Genomic DNA, 21,769 nt, shown 5'->3' with positions numbered 1-21,769 from the left:
CTGAGATCTGACGCCGGCGAGATCGCCCGGGCTAGCATGGGCGCCATGGGTCGGATCACGGCGCTGCGACCGGTCACGCGGATCACGGTCTCCGCGGACCAGGAGCCGATCGTGCGTCGGCGTCCTGACACGCTCGCGGTCGAAGAGCCGCTCGAGATCCGCGTCGCGGGCACGCCGCTGGCCGTCACGATGCGCACGCCCGGGAGCGACATCGAGCTCGCGGCCGGGTTCCTCGTGTCCGAAGGCGTCCTCTCCCGCGGGGAGGAGTTCCACTCCGCCATCCACTGCGGCGGTCCCGGCACGGGCGGCGTGACGGCGGAGAACACCTACAACGTGCTCGATGTCACCCTCGCTCCAGGGGTCGCGCCGCCGTCGCCGGACATCGCGCGCGCCTTCTACACGACCAGTTCGTGCGGCATCTGCGGCAAAGCGTCGATCGACGCCGTCGAGACGGTGTCCTCGTACGACCTCACAAGCGATCACGCCGATGTCGCACCCGCCATGATCGCGACGTTCCCCGATCGACTCCGCGAACAGCAGGCGGTCTTCGAGAAGACCGGTGGCCTGCACGCCGCGGCGCTCTTCGACGCGGCATCCGGCGAGATGCTCGTGCTCCGCGAAGACGTCGGGCGGCACAACGCCGTCGACAAGGTCGTCGGGTGGGCGCTCCTGAACGACCGGCTGCCGTTGCGCGGCACGGTCCTGCAGGTGTCGGGGCGGGCGAGCTTCGAGCTCGTGCAGAAGGCCGTCATGGCCGGCATCCCTGTCTTGTCCGCCGTGTCGGCGCCGTCGTCTCTCGCCGTCGAACTGGCCGCGGCATCCGGGCTCACTCTCCTCGGATTCGTCCGGGGCGACACCATGAACGTCTATGCCCACCCCGAACGTCTGACGAACGCTCTTCCCGCCGGAAGGGCGGAAGGAGCACGCGCATGATCAACCCCTTCGATCACCCGCTCGCGGAGGACTTCACCGACGCCGACCTCGAGGTGAAGAAACCCATGGGCTACGCCGTGGGCATCGAGGCCGTCGAGAAGGCGATGCTGCCGCTCGAAGAGCATCTCGGAACGCTGCGCACCGCGAAGCTCTCGCTCACGATCAATCACAAGAAGGGCTTCGACTGTCCGTCGTGCGCGTGGGCCAACCCCGATCACTCGAAGGCGATCGAGTTCTGCGAGAACGGCATCAAGAACATCGTCTGGGATGCCACGCCCGTCGTCATCGAGGACTCGTTCTGGCGGGAGAACAGCCTCACGAGCATGCTCGACAAGAGCGAGTACTGGCTGGGACTGCAGGGTCGGATCACGAAGCCGATGTACAAGGCGAAGGGCTCCGATCACTACGAGCCGATCTCGTGGGAGGCTGCGCTCGACCTGCTCGCCGACCGGCTGCGCGGGCTCGACAGCCCCGACGAGGCGGTCTTCTACACGTCGGGCCGGATCATGAACGAGCCGGCGTTCCTGTTCCAGCTGTTCGCGCGTGCCCTCGGCACGAACAACCTGCCGGACTGCTCCAACATGTGCCACGAGGCGACGGGGTCGGGCATGACTCCCGCGATCGGGATCGGCAAGTCGACGGTGCACTACGACGATTTCGCGTGGGCGGATCTCGTCATCGTCATGGGGCAGAACCCCGGCACGAATCACCCGCGCATGCTCAACGCGCTCGAGGACACGAAGACCCGCGGCGGCAAGATCGTGGCGGTCAACACGCTGCCGGAGGCGTCGCTCCAGCGGTACAAGAACCCGCAGAAGGTCTCGGGCGAGCTGGGCTCGGGCACGAAGATGGCCGACCAGTTCGTGCAGATCAAGATCGGCGGCGACCAGCACATGCTGCAGGCCGTCGCCAAGCGAGTGTTCGAGGCCGAGGCCAAGGCGCCCGGAACCGTGCTCGACCACGACTTCATCCAGACGCACTGCCACGGGTTCGAGGCGTACCGCGAGCACATCATGCAGATCGATGAGGCGGAGGTGCTCACGGCGACGGGGCTCACGAGCGCCGAGCTCGACGAGCTCGCGGAGCGCTACATCGCCAGCAACGGCACGATCATCACGTGGGCGCTCGGAATCACGCAGCACAAGAAGGCCGTCGCGACGATCGCCGAGATCATGAACCTCCTGCTGCTGCGCGGCAACATCGGCAAGCGTGGTGCGGGGGCGTCTCCGATTCGTGGGCACAGCAATGTGCAGGGCGATCGCACGATGGGGATCTGGGAGAAGATCAGTCCCGCCTTCGCGTCGCAGCTCGAGAAGGAGTTCGGCTTCACGGTGCCGACGGCCGACGGCCTCGACTCCGTCGATGCCATGAACGCGATGGATGCCGGCACGGTCGGGGTCTTCGTCTCACTCGCCGGCAATCTCGTCGCGGCGATGAGCGACTCGGGTCGCGCCGAAGAGGGCGTGCGCAAGGTCGGCTTGACGGTGCAGATCGCGACGAAGCTCAACCGATCGCACGTCGTGACGGGCGAGGAGTCGCTGCTGCTGCCGGCACTCGTGCGTGCCGAGCGCGACGTGACCGAGAACGGCCTGCAGTTCGTCACAAGTGAAGACACCGTGTGCCGCATCAACATGAGTCATGGTGAGCTCGCTCCCGTGTCCGATGATGTGCGGTCGGACGTGTGGATCCTGTGCGAGCTCGGCAAGCGGCTGTTCGCCGAGTCGCGTCCCGGCATCCCCTGGGGTGATTTCCAGCGAGACTATGCCCGGATCCGCGGGTCGATCTCGCGCGTCGTGCCGGGCTTCGACGACTTCGACGAGCGGATCCGCAAGGACCTGACATTCGTGCTGCCGCATCCGCCGCGGGACTCGCGCACCTTCCCGACCCCGTCCGGCAAGGCCGAGTTCACGATCCAGGAGGTCGAGCACGTCACGGTTCCCGAGGGGCGCTTGATGATGCAGTCGATGCGTGCGCACGACCAACACAACACCACGATCTACTCCCTGAACGATCGGTATCGCGGCATCCACAAGGGGCGCTTCGTCCTCTTCGTCCATCCCGACGACCTCGCGGCGCGTGGACTCGTCGACGGAGACACCGTCGACATCTTCAGCGAATGGCCGGGGGAGTCCGATCGAGTTCTGCGCGGCTATCGCGCCGTGTCATATCCGACGGTCAAGGGGTGCGTCGCGGCGTACTTCCCCGAGGCGAACGTCCTCGTGCCGCGTGGTGCGGTCGCGGACATCTGCAACACGCCGACGTCGAAGCAGATCATCGTGCGGATCGAGAAGGGCACCCAGCCGGCAGCAGGCGGTCGCCCCGTCGCCGTGTAGGCGTCGCGAGTGTGGTCAGCGGCTCAGCAGCACGACGCACGTGGCCGGGTCGCAGCCGTCCTCGACGGCCTCGACGCGGAGCGGGCCTCCCGCTTCGGAGAGGACGCTGCGCATGAGTCCGACGTGCACACGGCAGAGTGTCTCGAGATGTTCGCCTTGGGCCGTTGCGTGCGGACACGGAGTGAGGTCGATCGTCAGGGCTTCCTGATCGACGACGGGGTCGAAGCCGGCGTCGACGAGGTCATCGACGATCGCGTCGAGCTGATGGAGTGCTTCGCCCTCGAGCGGTCCGGCTGATTCGGGGATCACGCGTCGCATGAGGTCGCCGCGTCTGGCGGCATCCTGCACCTTCTTGCGCGCGACGGGGCTCGAGGCGTCGGGCTCGCCGGTCGCGGCGCTGTACAGCATGCGCGGACGGCCGCGTGTCGTTCGGTGCTCGCGCTCCTGCACGACGTGGCCTGCGTCGATGAGCCGCTGGATGTGCTCGCGCACCGTGTTGGCGTGCAGTCCCGTGCGGTCGCAGAGGTCCTGGATCGTGCGTCCGGGCTGCTCCTGCAGGAGGTGCAGGATCTCGACCCGCGAATAGCTCGAGATCGCGCTGTACGACGTTCGGCTCATGCCTCGATCCTCCCACCGACCGGGTGACGACGTGGCCTTCGTCACCGACGTGGCTGCGGGATGGCAGCGATGGTCGGGAGCGTCGTGGCGCAGGTCGTCGACCCGTGAGCCGATGCCATAGTGTCGGCGTCATGAGACGAATGCACCGGGCTCTCGCCGTCGGCGCGGTGGGATCGCTCGTCGTGGCGCTCGCGGGATGTTCGGTCGACACGCTGATCTGGGGTGTCGAAGGCGCCGGTGTGATCGAGACGACGGAGGAGCTGATCGATGCGGCCGCAGCCGGTGACGGCGCCTCGTTCGTGTGCGCGGGACATGATCCGGAGCTGCGCGATCCCGACGATTGGGTGGGGCTGTCGGCGGAGGAACCCGAGCGGTTCGTCGCAGACTACTGGCCGGATCAGGCCTCGCTGGAGCCGGCGTGGAGCATCAACCTGTCGTTGCCTGTCGATCGGGTTGCCTCGGGCGTGGAGTACCCGGGGGACGTCTTCTACCGGGAGACGGGCGACGCGCTGTGTCTCGTCGACGTCGCGTGGTGGACCGTCGAATAGGCGTGGTGGACCGTCGAATAGCTGGTGCGGTATGCCGGTACCCGTGCGGCATGTCACGTCGGTGGTCTGCGGCGGATGGCTCGGGCGCGGGTCGTGGCCGGCGGGTCACGGGTCACGGGTCACGGATCGCGGATCACGAGCCAGGGAGTGGCGGGCTGCGGGCTGTGGGCTTGCGGGCTGTGAGTCGTGCGCCGCGAGCTACGAGCCGCGAATCGCCGGCTGTGAGCTACGGGCTGTGAGTCGCGAGTCGTGATCCGCGAACTGCGAATCGCGAGCTACGGGCTGTGAGCTACGGGCTGTGAGCTACGGGCTGTGAGCCGCGAGCCGCGAACTGCGAATCGTGAATTACCGGCCGCGAACGGCAAACCGCGGGCCGCAGGCCAAGGAGACCGGCACCGCTCAAGCGGCGCGCCAGCCCGAGCGTGTCGGAGGTGGGGGCGGATCCCACGCCCACTTCCACGAGGCCTTCGACGCGAGGATGATCGGCTCCTCGCCCACATCAGGCGGCGGATGCAGCACGAATCGTCCCTTCTCGACACGACGGATTCGCCATCCGCGGTTGTGGAGGAGGAGATGGTGATACCGACAGAGCAGGATGCCGCGGTCGATGTCGGTCCTGCCGCCGTCGGCGACATGGTCGATGTGGTGCGATTCGCAGTAGGACGCCGGCATCGCGCACGCCGGCCACATGCATCCGCCGTCGCGAGCAGTGAGGGCGATCCGCTGGGCCGGGGTGAACAGTCGTTGCTCGTGCCCGACGTCGAGAGGATTGCCGCACGCGTCGACGGTGATCGCGGTCGAGCCGTTCATGCAGAGGTTGCGGTCGATGATCGATCCCGGGAGGGCCTGGCCGCCGTCTTCGGCGTATCCCACGGCCAGCAGTCGGCCGAAAGCGTCTCGTCTGCCGACATCGACACCGGAGCTCGGGTCTTTCACGACGATCATCCGGACACCGGGCTGCCGCGCACCGAAGACGTCCTTCGCCTCCGCGAGCGATCCTGCGCGGAGAACCGCCATGAACAGGTCGTACTGAAGCTGATCATTGGTGCGCGGGTCATCCAAGAGCTGTGTGGCCGCTGCGCGCTCCTCTTCGGTGAGGAATCGCGGTCCGCCACGGCGCGGGCGGAGCGCGGCATCCCTCATGGCTTGCACCCACAAGCCCATCTCATCGTCGAACGTGATGCGACCGTGGTGCTGGCCGTCGGTGTCGACCCAGGTGCGGAACGCCCGGTTGGCGTACCGGCGTGCGTAGCGCTCTTCGGCGCCGACGGTGTCGAGCGCATCGCGCATGGCTCGTGCTCTCGTGCCGAGGTCTTCGACGGTCATCGCGCCGGCCTCGTCGATCAACTGGCACGCGGCGACGCTCCACACTTCGTTCGCATCCGCGGACTCGTCGAGCGGCTGACCGAGACCGCGGCGGATCGCGTCATGCTGCGCGGAGGTCAGACGTCGGTCCATGAGTGCTTCACGCAGGGGTGCATGCCACGCGACCGGTGGCGGTGCGGCATTGACGGCGTCGGTCTCAGTGCTACCACCCGCCCCCGAACCCGCCTCCGATCCCGATCCGATGGTGTCTTCGAGCAGCGAGATCCCCACCCGCACCTGGCGGGTCGCATCGGCCTTCGTACCACCGGTGATCGCCTGGATGAGGGATGCCGGGGTGGCATGGCCCTGCGTCGCGGCGAGTCCGCTGTGACCGGCGGTGCGCTGCGATCGGTGCGCGGCGACCCCGGCGACGAGTGCCTGCAGCCGTGCGATGTCGTTGGCGATGCCCGCGAGATCTTTCGCGATCTCGATGACGGAGCTGTCGCCCAATTCGAGCACGGTGGTCGGGAGATCGCCCGCCGGAGCTGTCAGCTCAGCGAACGTCGACAGGCGGGTAAGCCGACCTTCGATGTTCGCCAGGAGATTCATATGTACAGTGTGACATTCGCCACCGACATTCGAACAAAGAAACTATGGATTGTGGATAACTCAGCACGGGAAACTGAGTGCGACGTGCCGGGAACTCGGTGCAACGCGCCGAAGTGCAGCACCGGGAACTCAGCGCAACCCGACCCGGAAGCTCAGCGCAGCGCCGCACGCGCGAACGCGCGTCCGTCGTCGGTCAGACCCGACCGGCGCCTCTGCCCGGTGTATGCACCGACGTCCTCGAGGACATGGTTCACGCGGGCGGTGAGCGCGTCGATCGTGCGAGCCGTGAACTCGTCCGCGTCGCGCGGTCTCCAGCCGATCGCCTCGAGGCCGAAGCCGATCGCGGCGAGCGCTGCCCCCGGCACAGAGTGCGTGCCGTCGGCGATCGTCAGCAGCCACAGAGTCGAGGCATCGCGCTCCGCGTCATCGAGCCCCCGCAGAAGGCGTGACGTGACCAGCCGCCATGTGAGCTCCGGCTGAGTGAGTGCCTTCTTTGCCTCGGCGCCGAGCATGAGGCGGCCCTTGTAGACACGCACGATCCCCATCCGCTGCGCGGCCGCGCGGAAGTGACGCATAGGCCACGTCATGTCCTCGCGGTTCGCTTCGCCGATCCATTCGTCGCGCCAGCCGAGGCGCGTCATTCCGTCCAGGACGGTGGCCGGCGGCATCCATCCGGCCTTCGTGAGGACGAGGCCATCGCCGCCGACGCTCTCGATCAGCCAGCGGAACGGGGCCATCATGCGATCCATCGACTCAGCGTCCGGCGGCGCCTCGTCGAAGACGCCCGCTCGCTCCAGATGCGCGCGGAGCTCGACGCGATAGGGCACAGGAAGATTCGAAGCGAGTTCGACGATCGGCGACGACTCATCGAGCGAGTCTGCCGTCGGATGCGCCGGGACGAGCCCGGACATGTCGGAGACGGCAGCCCCCGTCGATGCGGGACTGAAGCGCAGATTGAGCTCGGCCTGCACGACGTCCGCATCGAAGTGCGCGGGGTCGAGGGGCGTCCACGGGCCGACCGTGAGGCGCACCCAGCGAGCCGTGTCATCGTGCTCCGGATGCGTCGGGTCGCCGAGTGCGTCGAGCTTCTCGTAGAACCCGTGCGGCCCGCCCGAATCCTCGAACGGCCCACGATTCTCGCCCCGCACGAGAGTGACGGAAGGTTCGTGCGGATCCATGGCACCGCGCTCGATGAGGTCGATGCGATGCGTCCAGCCGTCACCGAAGTCGTATTCGTAGAAGAGCGGCCCATCGAACGCGAAGGCCTCGAGGATCGTCGTCGCCTCATCGGACTCGCTGGGTGGACCATCGTCGAACGGGTCGGGTTCGCTCCACCGGCGCGCGGCGCGGCCGATTCGAGGAAGACCGCGACTCGCCTCCGTCGGATCCACGTCGGTGAACGCGTACAGGTGCGACATGCGCCAGCCCATCGCGAGCTGGATCGCGTCGTGCAGGTCGCGCAGGCTCAGCGACGCGTCGATGTCGAAAGTGCGCCAGATCTCAGGATCGCTGCCTTCGAGCGTGATGCGGAGTCGAGTGAAGGTCCGTGTTTCGGTCTGCTTCGTCACGTCCCGATCGTATGTATTGCTCAGCATGTTCGTGCGTCTCAGAAGGGCTGGGACCGCCCGGTCCCGTATCGGCTCTGGAGGGCGGCGCGGGCGAACTCGCGGAGGGTGGACGGGACGAGCCACCCGCCGTCATCGGTACGCGCGAGTCCGAACAGCGAGAGCAGATCGGTGACGTCGCCGACCTCGCTCATGAAGGCATCCTTGCGCGAGTCTGTCTCGGCCTTCCCGCGAATCCTCGTCGCAACAGATGCCGCCGCACTGATGTCGCCTGCTACCCACTCGCGGGGCACACCGAGTTCGTGCATGGCGTCTGGCTCGAGCGCGGATGCCACGGTGCTGGCACCGTCGCGCGATTCGGCCGTCGCAGCATCCCGGATCGCCTTCGTGACGAGGGCATGCCACGTCGCACCGAGAGCGTCGGAGCAGTCGCAGCGTGAGTCGCAGTCATCATCGCGGTCGCTGTACTCGTACATGTCCCAGGGTGGGGGAAAGCGGGTCTGCATCGGTTGCAGAGCCTGTGCCGCGTGCTCGACGCCGATCTCAGGGTCGATGAGGCTCCCATCTGCGATCGCGAGCAGGAAGAGTGCCTGCGCCGTCGACGATGATCTCGACACAGCGCCGGACATCGTCGCTTCGGCCAGGAGCATCCACAGATCGAACGACGAGCGTGCGGCCGCGAGGACACTCTTCTTCGCGATGAGACGCCCGCCGCGCAGGTACAGCAGTCGCAGCCGCCGTGCCCATGCGACGAGCTGGAGCATCCTCGCTTCGTCGCCGCCCAGCTCCCGGATCCCCTTCGCGATGACCGACGGGTCCGGGGCGCCGTCGATGAGCGGGATGCCGGCGGCACCGGCGCACTCGATGAGCCACCGGAAGTCCCGCACCGTGTCGTCGGCTTCGTCCGCCGTCACGACCGCGGGCAGTTCGAGACCTGCCGCGGCGAGATGGGCGCGCAGGCCCGGTCGCGTCGCCGCCGGAAACCTGTCGACGAGCCGCGTCAGCGGTCCTCTGCCGCCCGCTCCTGTGAACAGACCGTCGAGCGCGCGCTGGACCGCACCGAGGTCGAACTCCTCTGGATCGAAGCGCGCCCATGGGCCGACCGTCGACGCCAGGCATGCTCGCATGGCGTCGTGGTCCGGGTGGTCGGTATCGGCGAGCACCCCAACGAGGACATCGTGCTCGTACGGCCTACGGCAGCACGGGAGAGGTGCGCGTCGCGCACCGTCGAGAACGCGGGCGGGCGGATCGGAGGAGGGGACGATGTCATCGACGCCCGCTTCGATCTCGATGAGCCAGCCGGAGGGGCACGTGTGACCGTGGTAAATGGTGTGCGATTCGTGCAGCACACTGCCGATGCGCGCGGTCGCCTCGTCGATGACGTTCGGATCGCGCAAGTCGATCATCGTCCAGCGGTCGCCCCATCGTCGTCGTCCGCGCGACCAGCTGCGTCTGTCGAGCGTGTCGGTGAAGAGGTGATGTCTGCACTGCGGCCGGTCGAAGACGGCGAGCACGATGCGATGCAGATCGGCCAGAGAGAGGCTGCGATCCACGGCGACATCACGCCGGATCTCGGGTACCGGACCGACGAGGGTCAGACGCAGATGAGTGACATGGCGGACGGCGGATGAGCGCATGCGACGACGCTAGGGGTGCACACGACACGGCGGTCACGGCCACGGCAGTTCAGTGGAACCCGGGACCGAACGCCTGGCTGGGGAGGAATCCACGTTCCCGGGCGCCTACGAGACGGGGAGCGGATAGATGCGCCGCAGCACGGCCCGCTGCGCGAGCGTCCAGGTGACCGTCGTGAGCAGATACAGCCCCGCGGCGAGCGGGACGAAGAGCGCGACGATCGCGGTCACGAACTGCAGGCCGCCGACGAGCCAGCTCGGTATCGCCGGGACGGGCGATTCCGCGTCGCGCGAGGGCTGCGGCATCCGGAATACGCGTCTGGTCACCTCGCCGACGATCGCGATGAGGAGGACGAGGACGCCGAAGACGAGAGCCGTCCCGACGTCGAGCGAGCCGGACGCCGCCGTGCCGGCGAGGCTCGTGCCCAGCGGCACGCCGAGCAGCGTCTCGTCGAGAAGCGCATTCGGATGCCCGGCGATGACCGGATGCAGGAAGACGGCGTAGAGGATCCCCACGACCGGTGCCTGCGCGAGAACCGGAAGGCATCCCGCGAAGGGCGATGTGCGTTCGTCGCGGTACAGCTGCATCGTCTCGCGCTGGAGCCGCTCCGGGTTCTTCGCCCAGCGCTTGTGCAGGTCACGCAGCTTGGGCCCAAGGCGTGCGCGGGTCTGCTCGGCCTTCGCCTGCGCGATGCCGGTGGGGATGAGGATCGCGCGAACGAGGAGCGTCACGACGACGACGGCGGTCGCGGCGGCGGAGACGCCGGCGAGGGGTTCGAGCAGGGACGACAGTCCCGTGAGCCCGGAGGAGGCGAGGTCGAGGAGGGCGGCGAGGGGCGGGAATGCGAAGAGGTCCACGGGCGGTATCCGTTCTGCAGAGGTCGATCGGGGTCATCGATCGGCCATCGGCGGATGCCGCCACTGTTGGCCGATCAGGAGAGGATCGGCCGCGAGGGGATGCCGGTGCGCGGTGCGCGGGCGTCGACTGCTACGCGGCCGAGGCCGCGACCTGTGGTGCTCGTGGGCGAGGGTGCCCCGGGGCATCCGGATCGCTCTGCAGGAGCGGGGAGGAGATGTCGATCGCGCGGAGCGGATGCGGCGGAGAGGCACCGCCCGCTGCGGGGTGCGTCATCGCGACGACGGTGAGCAGCACCGCCGCCGCTGCGAGCACCGCGACGGTGAGCGCGAGGGCGCCCGTCATGCCGCCGAGGGAAGCGAGGTCGACTCCGCCCGCGAACCCCAGGACCGAGAGCAGAATCTGCACGGAGGACAGCAGCGTGTCGAACATGCGCCTCCTCCTCGTCTCGGTTTCACGCTAACAGCTGCGCGGCTTGGGCTCGCGTGGACAGGAACCCGGAGAGAGGCCGCGCCGGATCACCCGTTCTCACACCGACGACTCCCACCGCTGCGGGCGCGAACTCGTAGGCTGGAGGCCGTGGCATCCGTTCTCAACATCTCCGCGTACCTCTTCACGAGGATCGACGACGCGACGGCTCTGCGCGCACCCCTGCGTGAGCGTGCCGTCGCTGCCGGGCTCGCCGGCACGATCCTCCTCGCCGAAGAGGGGATCAACCTCTTCCTCGCTGGAGACGCGGACGCCGTGCGGGGCTTCGTCGCCGACCTGCGCGCCGATGAGCGCTTCGCCGCGCTCACGACGAAGGAGAGCTGGTCCGCCGATCAGCCGTTCCGCAGGATGCTCGTCAAGGTCAAGCGCGAGATCATCCGCATGGACCACCCCACGATCCGCCCGGAGCACGGTCGCGCCCCCGCGGTGTCCCCGCAGACGCTGCAGCGCTGGCTCGACGACGGTCACGACGACGACGGCCGGGAGGTCGTCCTGCTCGACACCCGCAACGCGTTCGAGGTCGACTACGGGACGTTCCGCGGCGCCCTGGATTGGCGCATCGAACGGTTCACGCAATTCCCGGATGCCGCTGCCCGAGCCCGCGCCGACCTCGAGGGCAAGACGGTCGTGAGCTTCTGCACGGGCGGCATCCGCTGCGAGAAGGCGGCGCTCTATCTGCGCGAGCAGGGTGTCGACGCGCGGCAGCTCGAGGGTGGCATCCTCGGCTATTTCGAGCACGTCGGCGCGGAGCACTGGGCGGGGGAGTGCTTCGTGTTCGATGAGCGGGAATCGCTCACGCCCGAGCTCGCACCCGCCCTGCAGGGTTCGCCGCGCTGAGATCGCGGTCGAGGCGCACGTACGCGAGCAGGATGCCGGCGGCCAGCGCGCCGAGACCGCCCGCGGCCATGTCGCCGATCGTGTCGACGTAGGTCACGTAGATCTCATCGGTGATGAACGCGTAGCCGGCCCACTCGACCATCTCCCACAGCGCGCTCAGCGCGAGGCCGATGACCGTGACGAGCACGATCGGCACGCGGCGCGAGAAGGCGGGGCTACGCGGCTCCGGCACGACGCGCAGCCGCGCGAGCGCGAGGTATGCGACGGCGGCCATCACCGCCGTGCAGATGGCGTGGGCGGGGATGTCCCACCATGGGACGGAGCGGTACAGGTCGAGCACGTTGCTCCATGTCGCCAGCAGCACGGTGAGACCGTACGTGATGTCGAACCACGCCCGCACGCCGACGAACCTCGGCAGGAGGAGCCCGGGCAGAGCGAGCGCGAGGATGCCGGCATCCGTCGCCGAGAACCAGATCGCGGCGACGACGATGCTGAGGGCGCCGGCGACGCGCACGGCGTCGGCCGCGATCTCGCCGGGAGTCCTCGGCACGCGCAGGAAGCTCTCGATCACGACATCACCCCGATGCGCACGCGGGTCTGCACGGGGAGGTGGTCCGAGGGCCAGCCGCCCTCGATGGGACGGGCGTTGATGCCCGCTGCCACGACCTGCACGTCGGGCGTCACCGCGACGATATCGATGCGCGCGCCGCCGGAACGAGGCCGCCGGTAGTCGGCGAACGTCCCCCATGCCGGCGTCAGGCGCTCCTCGGCAGCGGGCCACGTGTCGCGCAGCGCGCCGCCCGCGAGGAGCTCGCGCACGGCCGCGGAGCCGGGCGCCGCGTTGAAATCGCCCGTCACGATCGCCGGAAGAGCGCCGCCCGCGACGATCCGACGGATGCGGTGTGCCGATCGGATCCGCGCCCAGGGTGAGAAGGGGTCGAGGTGCGTGTTGACGGCGACGAAGCACGCGCCGGTCGCGCGGTCGCGCAGCGTCGCGCGCACGAGCACGCGGGGCAGGGGCGCGCCCCACGATCGGGATCCCGCCCGCGCGGGCGTGGTCGACAAGGCCTCTTGCGAGTGCTCGAGCAGCTCGAGCCGCGTGGCGTCGTAGAAGAGGGGGCAGCCTTCGCCCCGGCCGTCCGCTCGTCGTCCGCGGCCGACGAACCGGTAGTTCGCGCCGAGCGCCGCACGGATCGCGGCCGCCTGATCGGGAAGGGCCTCTTGCGCTCCCACGAGCGTCGGCTGCTCCGCAGCGAGCAGCGCCGCCAGACGAGGCTGACGCGCCGCCCACCGGTCTGCGCGCCGCACGAGCGGAGCGTCGATCCGCCGGCGCACGTTGAACGTCATGACGTGCAGGTCGGGAGGAGCGGCGGGGCCGATGAGCGGATCGGTCATGCGGCGGCGCTCCGGGGCCGTCGAGGCCGCTGGCCGACGCCGAGACGGCGCAGCGCGAGCTTGACCCAGCGAACGGGCGGGAAGTCGGCCGGCCAGTGGACCACGACGGTGCGGGCCCCGCGCCACAGCCGCCGGGCGAAGGCGCGCCGACTCGCGAACGGCCTCATCGACATGCCCATCCCCGTGTCGCGCAGGTAGCGGATGCGGTGCCGTTCGCCGACGTGGAAGGCGAGGTCCAGATCGTCGTGCAGGTCAGGGTCGTCGCGATGCACCGATGAGCGGATGCCGCGCCACACCCTGCGCCGGAAGCCGAGGTTCGACCCGAAGAGGGGCAGGTGGCCGAGCGTCGGCGTGAGCACCGCGACGTAGGCGCCGAGGTACACCGCGGCGAGCGGAACCCGCAGCATCCGGGGGCCGTCGTCGAAGCGCGCCCCGCCGGTGATGAGGTCGACGTGGGGTCGGGCCGCGAAGGCGTCGATCATCGCTTCGACCCAGCCCTCGGTGGGGAGACAATCCGCGTCGAGTCGCAGCACGAGGTCACCCGTCGCGTGGTCGTAGCCGTGGGCGGCGGCGGCGGGGATGCCCGGTTGGATGCAGCGCACGACCTGCGCCCCCGCCGCCCGGGCGACATCAGCCGAAGCATCCGAGGAGCCGTTGTCGACGACGATGATCTCGTCCGGCCGGCGGGTCTGTGCCGCGAGTGCCCGCAGACAGCGGGCGAGTTCGCGGTCGTCGTCCTTCACGGGAATGACGACCGAGACGGTCCGCTCTCTGGCCGCCTCAGGCGCCCCCGGCGCGCGGCTGCGTCGGAAAGCCCGGCTCGTCGGGCGTGGGCGCGAGGGGCTCCTCCGGAGTCGGGGCGAGCGGCTCCTCGGGGTGCGGCGGCATGGGCTCGGGGCTCGTCGGGTCGCCGGGAGGGGGTGGGGTGGACATGCTCATGGCTGCTCCTCGGGGTACGGATCGGCGTGGCGGTCGATCCTTTCCAGAGTGGTGCCGGCACCGCCGGGCCGACAGCCCCTTGACCTCGTGCGCGGCGCCCGTTAGACCGCCGCGCACGAGGTGGACGGATCTCAGACGAGTCCCTCGGCGGCGAGCCAGTCGGCGGCGATGTCCGCGGTGGAGCGCTGATCGACGGTCGATTCGACGTTCAGTGCGACGAGGGCCTCGGGAGTGAGGGCGGCGCTCACGGCGTTGATGATGTCGGCGATCTCGTCGGCGATCTCGGCGCCCGCGACAGGCACGACGTGCGACGCGAGGAACAGCCCCTCGGGGTCTTCGAGCGTCACGAGATCCTCGGTCTCGATGCGCGGGTCGGCGCTGTACACGTTGGCCACCTGGATGTTGCCCGCAACCAGTTCGTCGACGGTCGTGTCGCCCGTCGCCTGGAACTGCACGTCGACGTCGTAGATCTCGGACAGGCCGCTCGGGCCGTACGGGCGCTCTTCGAGCTCGGGCGCCCCGCCGAGCACGAGACCCTCGACACCGGCGAGGTCGGCGATCGAGGTGAGACCGTTGTCGGCGGCGAACGCGGCCGTGACGTTGTACGAGTCCTGATCGGTCGCGGGGGACTGATCGAGAACCGTGAGGCTTTCGGGCAGCGCATCCTGCAGAGCCGCATAGACCTCGTCGGTGGCCGTCGCGGTCGCGGTGTCGTCGTAGTACTGCAGCAGGTTTCCGGTGTACTCGGGGAACAGATCGATCGAACCGCTCTCGAGCGACGGCATGTACGCGTCGCGCTGGCCGATGCTGAACTGGCGGTCGACCTCGAAGCCGGCGTTCTCGAGGGCCTGCGCGTAGATCTCTGCGATGATCTCGTTCGAGTAGTACGCCTGCGAGCCGATCACGATCGTCGACGTGTCACCGGACCCGCCGGGATCGCCCGTGTCGCCGCCGAGCGGGTCGCTCGAGGCGCAACCGACGAACGCGACGGTGGCCAGCACAGCGCTGCCGAGGGCGAGCGCGGCGCGAGTTCGTGAAGTGAGCATGGGATTCCTCCTGTGTGGGGGCTCAGGGTGAGGGGGTGAATGCAGGTGTGCGGGGTCTCGACGCGGCGCGCACGGGCAGGGCTGTGCGCGGTACGGCGAATCGGGCGAGCAGGGCGAAGACCGCGTCGAGCACGAGCGCGAGGGCCACGACGACGAGCGAAGCGCCCAGGATCTGATCGAAGCGCTGCAGGGGGATGCCCTGCAGGATGTAGAACCCGAGACCGCCGAGGCCGATGTAGGTCGCGATCGTGACGGTCGCGACGACCTGGAGCGTCGCCGAGCGCAGACCGCCGATGAGCAGGGCGAGACCGAGGGGCACCTCGATCTTCCACAGCACCTGCCACGGCGTCATCCCCATGGCACGCCCGGCGTCGATGACGGATCTGTCGATCGCCTCGATGCCGGCATAGGCGCCCGCGAGGATCGAGGGGATCGCGAGCACGACGAACGCCACGATCGCGGCCTCGGTCTTGAACGCGACGCCGAGCACGAGCCACAGCAGCACCACGAGCCCGAGGGAGGGCAGGGCGCGTGCACCGCCGGACAGGAAGACGGCGATCTCACGCCCCCTGCCCGTGTGACCGATCGCCCAGCCGGCGGGGATCGCGATAGCCGCCGCGATGAGCACCGAGATGAAGGTGAACCCCAGGTGCTGCGCGATCGCCGTCGGAAGGGGGAGCGAGCCGGTCAGCCGGTCGGGGGAGAAGATCCACGCGAACGCGTCGAAGAAGAGGTTCATGCCGCGACCGCCCGTCCCGTCGCCATGGGCCTGACCGTCGTGCGTCGTGACCACGGCATGAGCAGGCGGCCCAGCAGCAGGAGCAGCATGTCGATGACGAGCGCGATCAGGACGACGGCGACGACCCCCGCGACGACCTCGGCGATGATGCGCCGCTGCGCGCCGTTCGTGAACAGGTAGCCGAGGTTGGTGACGCCGATCAGGATTCCGACGGTCGCGAGCGAGATCGTCGAGACCGACGTCACCCGCAGGCCCGCGAGGAACACGGGGCCGGCGAGCGGCACGTCGACCGTCCAGAACCGCCGCCAGGAGCCGAAGCCGACGGCGACCGCTGCGTTGCGTGTGATCGGATCGACCGACGCCAGCCCGTCGGCCACCGAGCGCGTCATTATTGCGACGGCATAGATCGTGAGGGCGACGACGAGGTTGATCTCGGACAGCATGGGTACGCCGAAGACGGCGGCCAGAACCGCGAACAGGGCGAACGAGGGGATGGTGTACAGCAGCGACACCGCCGTGAGCACGGCGCCCCGCAGGCGCGAGTAGCGGAACGCCGCCCACCCGAGCGGGAGCGACAGGATGCTGCCGGCGACGATCGCGATGACGCTCTGCCGCAGGTGGTCGATCGTCAGCCGTCCGATGAGGTCGAGGTTGTCGATCACCCAGTTCACGGCGGGTCCTCTGCGGAGGGGTCATCGACGAGGACGCCCTGCGTGCGCCCCGCGCCGTCGACGAGCACGATGCCGCGCGGTGTGCGCTTGGCGCGCAGGGCACGGGCGCCGCGCTCGACGCCGATGAAGTCGGCGACGAAGTCGCTCGCGGGGTTCTCGATGATCTCGCTCGGGCTGCCCTGCTGCGCGATCCGGGCTCCTTTCTCGAGGATCACGACCTGATCGCCCAGCAGGAACGCCTCGTCGATGTCGTGCGTCACGAAGACGATCGTCTTGTCGAGTTCGCGCTGCAGCCGGGACGTCTCGCTCTGCAGCTCGCGACGCACGATCGGGTCGACCGCGCCGAACGGCTCGTCCATCAGCAGGATGTTGGGGTCGACCGCGAGAGCGCGCGCGACGCCGACGCGCTGCTGCTGACCGCCGGACAGCTGACTCGGGTAGCGCTCGGCGAGGGCGCGGTCGAGGCCGACCACGTCCATCAGCTCGAGGGCCCGTTCGTGCGCGCGCCGACGGCGCACGCCGGTCAGCACGGGGACCGTCGCGATGTTGTCGAGGACCGAGAAATGGGGCAGCAGGCCCGCGTTCTGCAGGACATAGCCGATTCCGCGGCGCAGGGTGACGGCATCCCTGTCTCTGATCGGCTCGTCGTCGATCGTGATCTCACCGCTCGTGGGCTCGACGAGGCGGTTGATCATGCGCAGCAGGGTCGTCTTGCCGCACCCCGACGAGCCGACGAGCACGGTCGTGCGGTGCGCGGGGATCACGAGACTGAAATCGTCGACGGCGAGCGTGCCGTCGGCGAACCGTTTCGTGACGGAGCGGAACTCGATCGCCATGGGATCCTTTCGGCCGGTTCCAGAAAACCACACGCCTCGGACATCGCGTGGTACCGGGCGCGGGGTTGACGCGATGCGCTCCGTGTGCTGGGCGATCGCGCCGCCTGTCAAGACCTCGCCCCTGTCGGTGACGGGGGCTACCGTGGCGGCCATGCGAACAAGCGAATACGACCTCGTCGTGATCGGGGCAGGGCCCGTCGGTGAGAACGTCGCCGATCGAGCCGCGCAAGGAGGATTGTCGGTGGCGATCGTCGAGCGCGAGCTCGTCGGCGGGGAGTGCTCGTACTGGGCGTGCATGCCGTCCAAGGCCCTCCTGCGCGCCGGCAGCGCGCTGCGCGCGGCGCGCGATGTCGACGGCGCGCGGCAGGCCGTGTCGGGCTCCGTCGACGTCCCGGGCGTGCTTCGCCGGCGCGACGAGATGGCGAGTCACTGGGACGACGCGTCGCAGGTCGAATGGCTCGAGAGCGCCGGGATCGACCTCGTGCGCGGGCACGGTCGGCTGGGCGGCGCGCGCGAGGTGATCGTGACGGATGCCGCGGGCGAGAGCACGACGCTCGTCGCTCGGCACGCCGTCGCCGTCTGCACGGGCTCGGCGGCGCTGCTTCCCGACATCCCGGGACTCGCCGATGCGGCGCCCTGGACGAGCCGGGAGGCGACGGCCGTCCGCGACGTGCCGACGTCGCTCGCGATCCTCGGCGGGGGAGTCGTCGGGGCCGAGATGGCGACGGCCTTCGCGTCGCTCGGGTGCGCCGTCACGCTCGTCGCCCGATCCGGGCTGCTCGGCGCGTGGGAGCCGTTCGTCGGCGAGACGGTGCAGAAGGCACTCGAGGACGCGGGGGTCGACGTGCGCACGCAGGTCGAGCTCGAGCGCGTCGCCCGCGTCGGCGACGACGTCGTACTGACGCTGTCCGACGGCGCCGAGGTGCGGGCGGCGGAGATCCTCGTCGCGACGGGCCGCGTGCCGCGCACCGACGACATCGGCCTCGAGACGGTCGGCCTCGAGCCCGGCGAATGGATCAAGGTCGACGACACGATGCGGGTCGTCGACCGCGACGGGCTCTATGCCGTCGGCGACGTCACCCACCGCGCGCTCCTCACCCACCAGGGCAAGTACCAGGCGCGCGCGGCGGGCGACGCGATCGCGGCGCGGGCCCGCGGCGAGACGCTCGATGACGGCCCGTGGGGGCGCCACGTCGCGACGGCCGACCACTCGGCCGTGCCCCAGGTCGTCTTCGCCGACCCCGAGGTCGCATCGGTCGGCCACACCGAGGCCTCCGCGATCGAGGGGGGCCTGCGCATCCGGGTGCTCGATCAGGACCTCGCGGCGATCGCGGGCGCGACGGCGCACGCCGACCACTTCGCGGGGCACGCGCGGGCGATCGTCGATCTCGATCGCGGAACGATCGTCGGCGCGACCTTCACGGGACCCGACATCGCCGAGCTGCTGCACGCCGCGACGATCGCGGTCGTCGGCGAGGTGCCCCTCGACCGTCTGTGGCATGCCGTGCCGGCGTTCCCGACCGTGAGCGAAGTGTGGTTGCGCTGGCTCGAGCAGTACGGGCGGCCTCAGCCGGCAGGGTAGGGGCGTTCCTTCAGCAGCGTCGCGAGGTGCGCCGCGTTGCGCGCGGCGTCCGCGGTCGTCTGCGCGACCTTCTCGGGCGTCTCGGCGAGATCCTTGTAGTCCGTCGTGTGCATCGCCTCGCCGTTCCAGTACACGCCGCCGAGCGGCGGGATCGTGAAGCTCAGGTCGGCCAGCGCCTGGTGCGCGTCGGCCATGATGGCGTGCGCGCCGTCCTCGTTGCCGAGCACGACCGTGAGCGCGACCTTGTCCGAGAGGATCGGGCGGCCCTGCGCGTCGGTCTCGGACAGCTCGGCGTCCAGGCGCTCCAGCACGCGCTGCGCGACGCTCGACATGTGCCCCATCCAGGTGGGCGTGGTGAACACGAGGATGTCGGCAGCGAGCACCTTCTCGCGGATGCGCGGCCACTCGTCGCCTTCCCCCATGTCCTTGTCGACCCCCGGCGCCACGGAGAAGTCCACGACACGCAGCTGTTCGCCGTGCACGTCGTGCCCCGCGAGCGCATCGAGCATCTGCTGGGCGAGCAGGTCGCAGCTCGAGGCTGCGGGGGAGGGTTTGAGAGTGCAGTTGAGCGCGAGGGCGCGAAGCATGGTGCATCCTTCCTGTCTGCCTGGCACGTTACGGGTGCGATCGGCGTCGGTCCCAGGGCTTGACACGGCGCCGTGCACGCGGCATCCGACGTCGCGGCGATAGCGTGGTCGCGTGTCGAAAGGGGTGCGCGTGGTCGGAGGCGTGATCGTCCGTGTCGTCGATCTCATCGTGCAGCTGGCGCTCATCGCCATCGGGGTGCTTCTCATCGACCCGAGCGACGACGGGCTCACGGTCGTTCTGCTCCTGCTGTGGTGTCTGCTCGGGACGGCGTACTGGGCCGCCTCGGCCATCGCGGTCGGGATCAGCGTGCGGCTCAGGCCGGCGGCATCCGATCGGTTCCGCCGGCTGGAACTGCACCCGGTCGTCGCGGCGATCTCGACCACGGCCACGTTCCTCACGAGCGTCGTGGGTCTCGTCGCCGTCGCGACGATCCTGCTGCTGCGCAACGACCCCGAATGGGCCGGGTGGGTCGAGCCGGTGGCCGTCTGGGCGATGCTCGTCTCGTGGGCGCTGTTCCACTGGGGGTTCGCGCGCATCTACGACCGCCGGTACCGACGTGCCGCCGATCCGCCGCTCGTGTTCCCGGGCACGCCGTCTCCGCGCCTGGTCGACTTCGTGTATTTCTCGTTCACGAACGCGACCGCCTTCTCGGTCTCGGACGTGCAGGTGACCTCGAGCCGCATGCGCTGGACGGTCGTCTGGCACACGACGCTGAGCTTCTTCCTCAACGCGCTCATCATCGTCCTCGCCTTCAGCACGATCATCAACGCCTGACCTTTGACCGCGAGACTGCAACGGCGCGCCGAGACAGCGGGTGACACCCGCAGTCTCGGCACGCACGTGCAGTCTCGCGGTCAGGGGTAGGGCGGGCGAGGGGGCGGGCGGGAGGGCGGCGCGACCCCCCGGTCTGGCGCCGCGGGCCGGCATCGGCCACGATGGCGAGAGCATGAAGATCGACCTGAAGAAGACGGTGCCCACCTACTCGGCGCGCGCGGGCGCGTTCGCGATCATCGAGGTGCCCCCGATGTCGTACCTCATGATCGACGGGGAGGGCGACCCGAACAGCGCACCCGAATACGCGGATGCCGTCCGCTCGATCTACAGCGTCGCCTACAAGCTGAAGTTCCTCAGCAAACGCGAACTCGATCGCGATTACGTCGTGCCACCGCTCGAGGCCCTGTGGTGGGCCGACGACATGGACAGCTTCACCGCGACGCGCGACAAGTCGCGGTGGCACTGGACCCTGCTGAACCTCGTGCCCGACTGGGTGGAGCCCGGCCTCGTCGATCGGGCCCGCGAGGCCGCCGACGCGCCCCTCGGTGAGCGGCTGCGTTTCGCCGTGCTCGATGAGGGGCTGTGCGTCCAGACGCTGCACGTCGGGTCGTACGACGACGAGGCTCCTGTCCTCGCCGCGATGCACGACGAGTTCATCCCCGACGAAGGCCTGCGGATGACAGGCCGCCACCACGAGATCTATCTCAGCGACCCGCGTCGCGTCGCCCCCGCCAAGCTGCGGACGATCCTGCGCCAGCCCGTCGAGCGCTCCTGAGTCTTTGCCATGGATGCCACCGTGCGATGACCGAATCGACGGGCATCCGATGTTCAGCGATATATCGTCATGTATCGGTAGGGCAATCGCGAGGAGGAGTGTCATGAGCGGATCATTCATGGGCGACGGGGTCGGCGGTCGCGGACGAGGCCAGGGCTGGCCGACGGCCGGCATCTGGGAGGCGATGGAGCAGCTGCGCGGTGCTTTCGAGCAGAAGGCGGGCCCGCGGATGGGCCGCGGCGACGTCCGCGCGGCGGTTCTGGCGTTGCTCGCCGAGCAGCCGATGCACGGCTACCAGATCATTCAGGAGATCAGCGAGCGCAGCGGTGGAACGTGGAAGCCGAGTCCGGGCTCGGTGTATCCGACCCTGCAGCTGCTCACCGACGAAGGCCTCGTGAGCGCCGAGGAGTCCAGCGGTCGCAAGACCTATTCGCTCACCGAGGAGGGCCGAGAGGCCGCGGATGCCGCGGGTGAGCGCACGGCGCCGTGGGAGACCCCCGGCGCTGCGGACAGCGCACGGATCATGGCGCTGCCGAAGGCGGGCATCGAGCTCGCGCAGGTGACCGCCCAGGTGGGGCGGACCGGATCGTCCGAGCAGGTGCAGCAGGCGGTCGCCGTGCTCGACGAGGCGCGCCGCAAGCTCTACGCCATCCTCGCTCAGGACTGACCGGATGCGGCTCGGCACGTCGGCTCCGGG

Annotated in this window: 23 protein-coding genes; 8 read left to right on the top strand and 15 right to left on the bottom strand. The window is 69.3% G+C overall.

Annotated elements, in window-relative coordinates; all coding sequences use genetic code 11:
- The first annotated feature begins 45 nt into the window (after positions 1–45).
- Together fdhD and ACWIBS_RS02970 are read left to right on the top strand one after the other, a co-directional pair.
- Entirely contained in the window at positions 46–933 is an 888-nt protein-coding gene (gene fdhD, locus ACWIBS_RS02975; RefSeq protein ID WP_376125399.1) for a formate dehydrogenase accessory sulfurtransferase FdhD, read from the top strand.
- Positions 930–3,266 (top strand): FdhF/YdeP family oxidoreductase, encoded by a 2,337-nt coding sequence (locus ACWIBS_RS02970; RefSeq protein WP_376125401.1) that lies wholly within the window; start codon positions 930–932, stop codon positions 3,264–3,266. Before fdhD ends, ACWIBS_RS02970 begins: the two co-directional genes overlap by 4 nt.
- Before the next feature lie 15 nt (positions 3,267–3,281).
- Here the strand turns inward: ACWIBS_RS02970 and ACWIBS_RS02965 are convergent, their stop codons facing one another.
- Entirely contained in the window at positions 3,282–3,884 is a 603-nt protein-coding gene (locus tag ACWIBS_RS02965) for a helix-turn-helix transcriptional regulator (protein ID WP_376125403.1), read from the bottom strand.
- 131 nt (positions 3,885–4,015) lie between these two features.
- On the opposite strand from ACWIBS_RS02965, the gene ACWIBS_RS02960 reads away from it, so the two are divergent.
- On the top strand, positions 4,016–4,432 hold the full coding sequence (locus ACWIBS_RS02960; RefSeq protein WP_376125406.1) for a hypothetical protein: 417 nt from the start codon (positions 4,016–4,018) through the stop codon (positions 4,430–4,432).
- Between the two features lie 399 nt (positions 4,433–4,831).
- Here ACWIBS_RS02960 and ACWIBS_RS02955 read toward each other — a convergent pair whose 3' ends face one another.
- From ACWIBS_RS02955 to ACWIBS_RS02935, 5 genes are all read right to left on the bottom strand, one after another.
- A complete protein-coding gene (locus ACWIBS_RS02955) occupies positions 4,832–6,346 on the bottom strand; it encodes an HNH endonuclease signature motif containing protein (RefSeq protein WP_376125408.1) in 1,515 nt (504 codons plus the stop codon).
- A gap of 152 nt (positions 6,347–6,498) precedes the next feature.
- Positions 6,499–7,914, bottom strand: coding sequence for a plasmid pRiA4b ORF-3 family protein (locus tag ACWIBS_RS02950; RefSeq protein ID WP_376125411.1), 1,416 nt, complete (start codon positions 7,912–7,914; stop codon positions 6,499–6,501).
- Positions 7,915–7,952: 38 nt separating this feature from the next.
- Positions 7,953–9,548, bottom strand: a complete 1,596-nt coding sequence (locus ACWIBS_RS02945; RefSeq protein ID WP_376125414.1) for an IS1096 element passenger TnpR family protein — start codon at positions 9,546–9,548, stop codon at positions 7,953–7,955.
- A 105-nt stretch (positions 9,549–9,653) separates the two neighbouring features.
- The gene (locus ACWIBS_RS02940; protein ID WP_376125417.1) at positions 9,654–10,403 is read right to left on the bottom strand and encodes a YidC/Oxa1 family membrane protein insertase; all 750 of its coding nucleotides are present in this window, start codon (positions 10,401–10,403) and stop codon (positions 9,654–9,656) included.
- Between the two features lie 130 nt (positions 10,404–10,533).
- Positions 10,534–10,833, bottom strand: coding sequence for a DUF6412 domain-containing protein (locus ACWIBS_RS02935; protein WP_376125418.1), 300 nt, complete (start codon positions 10,831–10,833; stop codon positions 10,534–10,536).
- A 147-nt stretch (positions 10,834–10,980) separates the two neighbouring features.
- Between ACWIBS_RS02935 and ACWIBS_RS02930 the strand changes: the two genes are divergently transcribed.
- Entirely contained in the window at positions 10,981–11,727 is a 747-nt protein-coding gene (locus ACWIBS_RS02930) for a sulfurtransferase (protein WP_376125420.1), read from the top strand.
- Here the strand turns inward: ACWIBS_RS02930 and ACWIBS_RS02925 are convergent.
- The 8 genes from ACWIBS_RS02925 to ACWIBS_RS02890 all read right to left on the bottom strand — a co-directional run bounded on the left by ACWIBS_RS02925 (position 11,684) and on the right by ACWIBS_RS02890 (position 17,353).
- Complete coding sequence (locus ACWIBS_RS02925; RefSeq protein WP_376125423.1) at positions 11,684–12,298, bottom strand: hypothetical protein; 615 nt, start codon at positions 12,296–12,298, stop codon at positions 11,684–11,686. The two genes, ACWIBS_RS02930 and ACWIBS_RS02925, sit on opposite strands and share 44 nt — an antisense overlap.
- Positions 12,295–13,122 (bottom strand): endonuclease/exonuclease/phosphatase family protein, encoded by an 828-nt coding sequence (locus tag ACWIBS_RS02920; RefSeq protein ID WP_376125425.1) that lies wholly within the window; start codon positions 13,120–13,122, stop codon positions 12,295–12,297. Before ACWIBS_RS02920 ends, ACWIBS_RS02925 begins: the two co-directional genes overlap by 4 nt.
- A complete protein-coding gene (locus tag ACWIBS_RS02915; RefSeq protein WP_376125615.1) occupies positions 13,119–13,871 on the bottom strand; it encodes a glycosyltransferase family A protein in 753 nt (250 codons plus the stop codon). The genes ACWIBS_RS02920 and ACWIBS_RS02915 overlap by 4 nt, the downstream gene beginning before the upstream one ends.
- Before the next feature lie 31 nt (positions 13,872–13,902).
- Entirely contained in the window at positions 13,903–14,061 is a 159-nt protein-coding gene (locus tag ACWIBS_RS02910; RefSeq protein WP_376125427.1) for a hypothetical protein, read from the bottom strand.
- Between the two features lie 131 nt (positions 14,062–14,192).
- The gene (locus ACWIBS_RS02905) at positions 14,193–15,107 is read right to left on the bottom strand and encodes an ABC transporter substrate-binding protein (protein WP_376125429.1); all 915 of its coding nucleotides are present in this window, start codon (positions 15,105–15,107) and stop codon (positions 14,193–14,195) included.
- Between the two features lie 22 nt (positions 15,108–15,129).
- Complete coding sequence (locus ACWIBS_RS02900; protein ID WP_376125618.1) at positions 15,130–15,846, bottom strand: ABC transporter permease; 717 nt, start codon at positions 15,844–15,846, stop codon at positions 15,130–15,132.
- Entirely contained in the window at positions 15,843–16,517 is a 675-nt protein-coding gene (locus ACWIBS_RS02895) for an ABC transporter permease (protein WP_376125431.1), read from the bottom strand. The genes ACWIBS_RS02900 and ACWIBS_RS02895 overlap by 4 nt, the downstream gene beginning before the upstream one ends.
- Positions 16,514–17,353 carry an ABC transporter ATP-binding protein gene (locus ACWIBS_RS02890; protein ID WP_376125434.1) on the bottom strand — a complete coding sequence of 280 codons (840 nt, stop codon included), beginning with the start codon at positions 17,351–17,353 and terminating at the stop codon, positions 16,514–16,516. The genes ACWIBS_RS02895 and ACWIBS_RS02890 overlap by 4 nt, the downstream gene beginning before the upstream one ends.
- 151 nt (positions 17,354–17,504) lie before the next feature.
- Between ACWIBS_RS02890 and ACWIBS_RS02885 the strand changes: the two genes are divergently transcribed.
- Entirely contained in the window at positions 17,505–18,935 is a 1,431-nt protein-coding gene (locus tag ACWIBS_RS02885; protein ID WP_376125436.1) for a dihydrolipoyl dehydrogenase family protein, read from the top strand.
- Here ACWIBS_RS02885 and ACWIBS_RS02880 read toward each other — a convergent pair.
- Positions 18,920–19,522 (bottom strand): flavodoxin family protein, encoded by a 603-nt coding sequence (locus ACWIBS_RS02880; RefSeq protein ID WP_376125439.1) that lies wholly within the window; start codon positions 19,520–19,522, stop codon positions 18,920–18,922. The two genes, ACWIBS_RS02885 and ACWIBS_RS02880, sit on opposite strands and share 16 nt — an antisense overlap.
- Before the next feature lie 112 nt (positions 19,523–19,634).
- Between ACWIBS_RS02880 and ACWIBS_RS02875 the strand changes: the two genes are divergently transcribed.
- The 3 genes from ACWIBS_RS02875 to ACWIBS_RS02865 all read left to right on the top strand — a co-directional run bounded on the left by ACWIBS_RS02875 (position 19,635) and on the right by ACWIBS_RS02865 (position 21,739).
- On the top strand, positions 19,635–20,297 hold the full coding sequence (locus tag ACWIBS_RS02875) for a DUF1345 domain-containing protein (protein WP_376125441.1): 663 nt from the start codon (positions 19,635–19,637) through the stop codon (positions 20,295–20,297).
- 172 nt (positions 20,298–20,469) lie between these two features.
- Positions 20,470–21,072, top strand: a complete 603-nt coding sequence (locus ACWIBS_RS02870) for a GyrI-like domain-containing protein (RefSeq protein ID WP_376125443.1) — start codon at positions 20,470–20,472, stop codon at positions 21,070–21,072.
- Between the two features lie 103 nt (positions 21,073–21,175).
- On the top strand, positions 21,176–21,739 hold the full coding sequence (locus ACWIBS_RS02865) for a PadR family transcriptional regulator (RefSeq protein WP_376125446.1): 564 nt from the start codon (positions 21,176–21,178) through the stop codon (positions 21,737–21,739).
- Positions 21,740–21,769 lie beyond the last annotated feature (30 nt).

The organism is Microbacterium sp. NPDC055442 (assembly GCF_053644215.1).
The sequence above is the reverse complement of the archived record's forward strand: the minus strand, read 5'-3'. Positions and strand labels throughout refer to the sequence as shown.